The sequence below is a fragment of the Methylorubrum zatmanii genome (genome assembly GCF_014845115.1).
Classification (GTDB): Bacteria; Pseudomonadota; Alphaproteobacteria; order Rhizobiales; family Beijerinckiaceae; genus Methylobacterium; species Methylobacterium zatmanii.
In genome coordinates this window covers 1-4,750 of the sequence record NZ_NKUI01000176.1, presented here as the reverse complement: position 1 = coordinate 4,750, position 4,750 = coordinate 1, and the positions used below count along the sequence as shown (strand labels likewise).

Below are 4,750 nucleotides of genomic sequence, written 5' to 3'. Positions count from 1 at the left end.
AGGGCGGCTCCGGCAAGACCGTGCTGGTGCGCGCGCTCGCCGAGTGCCTGCCGTCCGCCCACCTCATCGAGATCGAGGCCAACCGCCGCCTGGTCGAACTGGAGGACCGGGTCAGCTTCTTCCCCGTCCGAGCCGAGCGCGGCGAGATCAACCGCACCGGGGGCGCCGCCGCGCGCGCGGAGTTCGACGGGCCGCTCAACGCCATCGCGGCCGCGCAAGGGCCCGTCATCGTCGATGTCGGCGCCAACACGGCCGGCTCACTCCTGCCGCTGATCGGCGAGGCGCAAGCGCGCTATGCCCGCCGCGGCGTGGAATTCGGCCTCTTGGTCGTGCTCACCAGCGAGCCCGGCGCGCTCGCCAACGCCCCCGTCCTGCTCGACCTCGCCAAGCCGTTCACGGCAGCGCGCTTTGCCGTTGAGAATCAGATCGAGGGACCGGTCGACCCGAAGGCACTCAAGGCCTTCAAGGACGTCACCCTGACCCGGCTGGAGAAGCTCAGCCTCGACGAGCGCGCCAACGACCTCCTGCAGAAGGGGGGCCTACGCTTCATCGGCGAGGACCTCACCGCCGCCGAGGACAGCCTCACCGACCGGTTCGGCTTCGCCGAGGCCGGCCGCATCGTCGAGGATCTCACCCGCTTCCGGGCCAAGGCCATGCAGGCCGCAGGTCCGGCGGCACGCTGGCTGGAGGGCTGAAGGCCCGTGGTACGCCCTCCCTCCCGCACACCACCCTCCACGGTCGAGGCGCGGCTGCATGCGGCGCAGGAGGCCGAGCGGGCGGCCACGCAGCGCGTGCAGCAGGCCAGCCGGGCGCGGCTGGCCGAGCTCCTGCGGTTGCCGCCGCACGAGCGCCTGGCCCACCTCGACGATCCGGCGCTGGTGGGCCCGGACCGGATCAGCCTGCGCCGCTCGCTTCAGGCCGATCTCACCCGGCCGCAGCTCCGCTGGCGACCGGGAGGCCGGTTGCGGGCGCTGGTTCACCGCCTCGGTGCGGCCGCGCTGCGTCAGCTCCTGCACCCGGCCGTACTCGGCCTAGCCGGGATCACGGGCGTGTGGCTGTACACAGCGTGGTCTGCCACTCCCCAGCTGGCGATCTCGACGCAGGCGTTGGCCAGCAACCTGATCGGTCCGGACGGCCGCGTCGAGAGCTACACGTTTCCGGCCCGAACCTGGGTCCCGGTCGAGCGGCTCGACGCGCAGGTGGCACAGATCCGGGTCTGGTATTCGGGCCAGCGTTACGGCCACGGCACGGTCTGGCGCACCGGGCTCGATCTCTCCCGATAAGGGGGCAGCGCCCCAGGCCGGCGTTGACGCGGCCTGATGAGCGCGGGTGCGGCCCTCAGGCGGTGGCTCGCACCGGCGCGACCGGGTCGAGCAGCCCGGCAAAGCGCGTATCGCGGTGGGCGAGTGTCTTGCGCAGCTTGAGCGGGTCGGTAGTGTAGGCGGCGCTGTTGAGGAACACCAGGGTGTGGCGCTGGGTCAGGCGGGCGAGCTCGGAGGCTGGCACCAGCGCCTCGGGTCCGGGCGCCACGCTCTTCGTCTCCCGGCCGGTGGTGGGGTCGCGTGACACCGTCTCCTGCACACCCGTGAAGGTGCCCAGTGCACTCGACCAGCGCTCGCGCTCCGCGCCTTGCGCGCCCGAGATATTGAACAGCATCAGGGCCTCAGCGGTGTCGCGCAGGATGGCAGCGCCCGCCTCGCCGTAGGTGTCGGTGATCTGGGCCTCCGATTGCCAGAAGGTCCACAACGACACGCCGTAGCCCGGCAGCTCGCCAGCGCCGCGCAGGATCGCGTCGAAGCGCCCGAGCACGTAGGCCTCGTCGATGATGACGAGAAGACGCTCCGCCACGGGTGTACGCCGCACGATGCTGAACAGGGCGGCGAGCAGCCAGCGCACGTAGGCGCTGAGCTCCTTACGGCGGTCGTCGGCCGGCAGCACGATGTACAGGTCGGTGTCGCCCGCGCAGAGCGCATCGAGGCTGAAGCTGTGGCCGGTCACCACCTGCTGCATGCGCGCGTCCAGCATCCAACTGAAGCCTTGCGCTGCAGTCGTGAGGATGCTGGCGCGGCTCTTCTCGTCGTCGGAGTCGAGGATGCCGCGCGCGTCCTGGGCGACGGCGTCGTCGTACCCCTCCAGCGTGGCACGCAGTGCCTTGGGATCGCGCACCAGGGCGGCGGCCTCCGGTACGCCCCGTCCGGCGCGGATCACGCACTGCAGGGCCGCCACGATGAGGACGCCGGCGCGGTCGCGGAAAAAGGCACCAGCCTCGCTGGTCCGGTCGGCCTCGGGCAGGAGGGCGCGAGCCATACTTTGCAGCTCAAGCACATCTTCAGGGTCGAGGCCCAGCAGCGGATCCCAGCGATCCGTGCCGCCGGCGAGGTTGAGCGGATCGAGCACATACACCCTCTGGCCCATGCTCTCGCGCCGACGCCGCACGGCGCGCACCACGTCGCCCTTGGGGTCGATCACCACGGCGGGACCGGCCCAGGCGCCGGGTTCCGGGAAGGCGAGGTTGGGCAGGATCAAACCGCTGGTCTTGCCGGAACGCGGCGGCGCGATCGTGAGCAGGTTGCCCTCGACCTGGACGCGCACCGCCTGGTTTGTCCTGGGGTCGAGGCCGAGCTCGATCCCCTTGCGCATGCGGGCGAGCGCGCGTGGTGAGGCGAAGTCGGCATCGCCGAAGCGGCGCAGGCGGTGACGCAGCGGTACGAGCGGGCCGCCCATCAGGATCAGCACGCCCAGCGCGACGGCGGCTCCCCAGACGATGCCGAAGGCCTCACGCCCGCCACCGGGGAGCGCCTGTGACCGACCCAGCACCATGTTAAGGTAGGTCCGGCCCATTCGGACGAGGAGAGCGAGCCACGCGCCCGAGCCGCTGCCCTCTGGCGTGAACCAGGCTATCGGGGTTCCGGGCAAGGCGGGCCATGCGCGTATGTCGAGGCCGTGACTGGCCAGGAAGGCGGCCGGGTAGCCGAGCAGGAAGGTGGCGAGCCCTAGGACGAGGATGAGGCAGGCGCGGAAGGCGAGGTCAGGGCGATGCATCGCGCTGCCATAGAGCGGGACGCCTGAGCAAACCGGATATGGAGCAGCCCAAACTTGAACGCGCTGATGAAGCGTATGTTGACCACATCAAGCCCGATAAGATCGCACCCTCTGCTCCTACAGCCGGAGACGGCATCCCTACGCCTTACAAACACATAGCCAGATCGTTGCGAGGGCCTAAACCGGTGTAAATCAAACGGTCGTTTTTCATACATGCGTAGTCGCACAACCAGAGGGGGCTCGGGGTGGAGGCTATGTGAAAACGTGGAAGCCATCGATTGAAGTAGAAGGATATTCGCCAAGACGCTCTGGACAGCGCCAAAATGGAGGCTTTACCGGCATCAATATGGTTATCTGGCGATTTGCAATGCTCGCTGAATAGAGGATTGTTCTACGGTCTCGCAGCGTGCCTTCGTTTTCACACAGCCTCGGCGGGAAGCTGACGTTAGCCCCTTTTTAACAAACGGCAGATCCTGGGCCTGTAGATCCCGGGGCAGGCGGGTCCCAACCGCGGCGATGAGATCAGCGTGCGCCCTGCTCCTCCGCCAACTGGCCCACCTCGATCGCGCGGAAATGGCCGTTCTCGGCAGGCCAGCGTGTCGGTATGGTCCCGGCAACGGAAGCCAATCGCCCGCTCGGAAGGCAAGCGCTCGAGGGGCCAGAACTGGCGTTCATCCTTGGCGGGTTTACAATGTCGATCTTCTACGGGCTTTCAGCATTCCCCATCACACCCACAGACGAAGAGGGGCGTGTGGACACCGATGCCCTTGCCACGCTGCTCCGGCGGCTGGAGGAGGCGGGGGTGGACTCGGTCGGGCTGCTCGGCAGCACTGGCACCTACGCCTATCTAACGCGAACGGAGCGGCGGCGGGCCATTGAGGCCGCCGCCGAGTGCGTCGGTGGCCGCGTGCCGCTCATCGTGGGGGTCGGTGCCCTTCGCACGGACGATGCCCAGGATCTCGCGCGGGACGCCCAGGCGGCCGGAGCGGACGGGCTGCTGCTTGCACCCGTCTCCTACACGCCGCTCACCGACGAGGAGGTGTTCCAGCACTTCGCAGCCGTAGCGGCGGCCACCGACCTGCCGCTCTGCATCTACAACAACCCGAGCACGACGCACTTCACCTTCAGCGACGATCTCCTAGCACGCCTCGCCAAGGTGCACGGCATCTTCGCCGTGAAGAACCCTGCTCCCACACCGAGCGAGGTGGAGGGGAAGGTCGATGCTCTCCGCGCGCTCCTGCCCGCTGCGTTCGCCGTGGGCTACAGCGGCGACTGGCACGCGGCGGAGGCCGTGCTTGCGGGCGGCGTGGCGTGGTACAGCGTGATCGGCGGCCTCCTGCCGCAGCCCTCCCTCGCCCTGATGCGCGCAGCCCAAGCAGGCGACGTGGCAGAGGTGCGGCGGCTCGACACGACCTTCGAACCGCTCTGGGACCTGTTCAAGCAACACGGAAGCCTGCGGGTGGTCTATGCCGCGGCGAACCTGTTGGGGCTGACCGATGCACAGCCTCCTCGGCCAATCCTCCCCCTCGGCGTGGCTGAACGGACGCGCATCGAACGGGCGCTGAACGCCCTGAATGTCTGATAGTGTAGCGAAGATGACTAGGGTCTGTCGTCGCCTGAACGTCTTGGGGGTGTGAGCGTTTTCTGTCCTCTGGATGGAGCGGGCTGATGCTGAACGACGCGCAGTGGGCGCGTCCAGATCCCCTGG

4 protein-coding genes are annotated in these 4,750 nt (G+C 68.6%); 3 read left to right on the top strand and 1 reads right to left on the bottom strand.

The annotated features are described in order from the left end of the window. Positions 1 to 695 (top strand): hypothetical protein (locus MZTS_RS19400; protein WP_192285076.1); only part of this gene is annotated, 695 nt, incomplete at its 5' end. A 6-nt stretch (positions 696 to 701) separates the two neighbouring features. After that, a complete protein-coding gene (locus MZTS_RS19395; protein ID WP_096488138.1) occupies positions 702 to 1,283 on the top strand; it encodes a hypothetical protein in 582 nt (193 codons plus the stop codon). Positions 1,284 to 1,338: 55 nt separating this feature from the next. Here MZTS_RS19395 and MZTS_RS19390 read toward each other — a convergent pair whose 3' ends face one another. Continuing rightward, positions 1,339 to 3,042 (bottom strand): type IV secretory system conjugative DNA transfer family protein, encoded by a 1,704-nt coding sequence (locus tag MZTS_RS19390; protein ID WP_192285075.1) that lies wholly within the window; start codon positions 3,040 to 3,042, stop codon positions 1,339 to 1,341. A 691-nt stretch (positions 3,043 to 3,733) separates the two neighbouring features. On the opposite strand from MZTS_RS19390, the gene MZTS_RS19385 reads away from it, so the two are divergent. Beyond that, the gene (locus MZTS_RS19385) at positions 3,734 to 4,624 is read left to right on the top strand and encodes a dihydrodipicolinate synthase family protein (protein ID WP_192285074.1); all 891 of its coding nucleotides are present in this window, start codon (positions 3,734 to 3,736) and stop codon (positions 4,622 to 4,624) included. Positions 4,625 to 4,750: the final 126 nt, after the last annotated feature.